Source organism: Chromohalobacter sp. HP20-39 (assembly GCF_033052815.1).
Classification (GTDB): Bacteria; Pseudomonadota; Gammaproteobacteria; order Pseudomonadales; family Halomonadaceae; genus Chromohalobacter.
The window spans coordinates 1-271 of sequence record NZ_JAWHTP010000687.1; the positions used below are offsets into that span (position 1 = coordinate 1).

A 271-nucleotide genomic window follows, 5' to 3' on the forward strand; every position below is an offset into this window, starting at 1 on the left:
TCCCATGAACGAGCACGACGACTTCGAACCGCACCACGACTCGTCTCCCACCGACGACATGCTGCAGGAACTCCAACTCTACGGCTATCGCCCCTCCGAGGACGAACCCGATCCCCGCCCGGTCCCGGAAGACCGCGTCATCGAGGGAGCCGTCGCAGACATCTTCGACGCCCTCATCGCCACCCTGGCCGACACCAGCCTCGATCACGATCTCAACGAACTGCTCTGGTCGACCGTCAATATGTTCCACCGCGCCGTCAGCCGCGTCGAG

The 271-nt window shown here is 63.8% G+C and carries 1 pseudogene; it reads left to right on the forward strand.

Annotated features, from left to right (window positions below):
- Window positions 1–4 precede the first annotated feature (4 nt).
- A pseudogene (locus RVY79_RS19710) lies at window positions 5–271 on the forward strand (hypothetical protein); the annotation flags it as partial.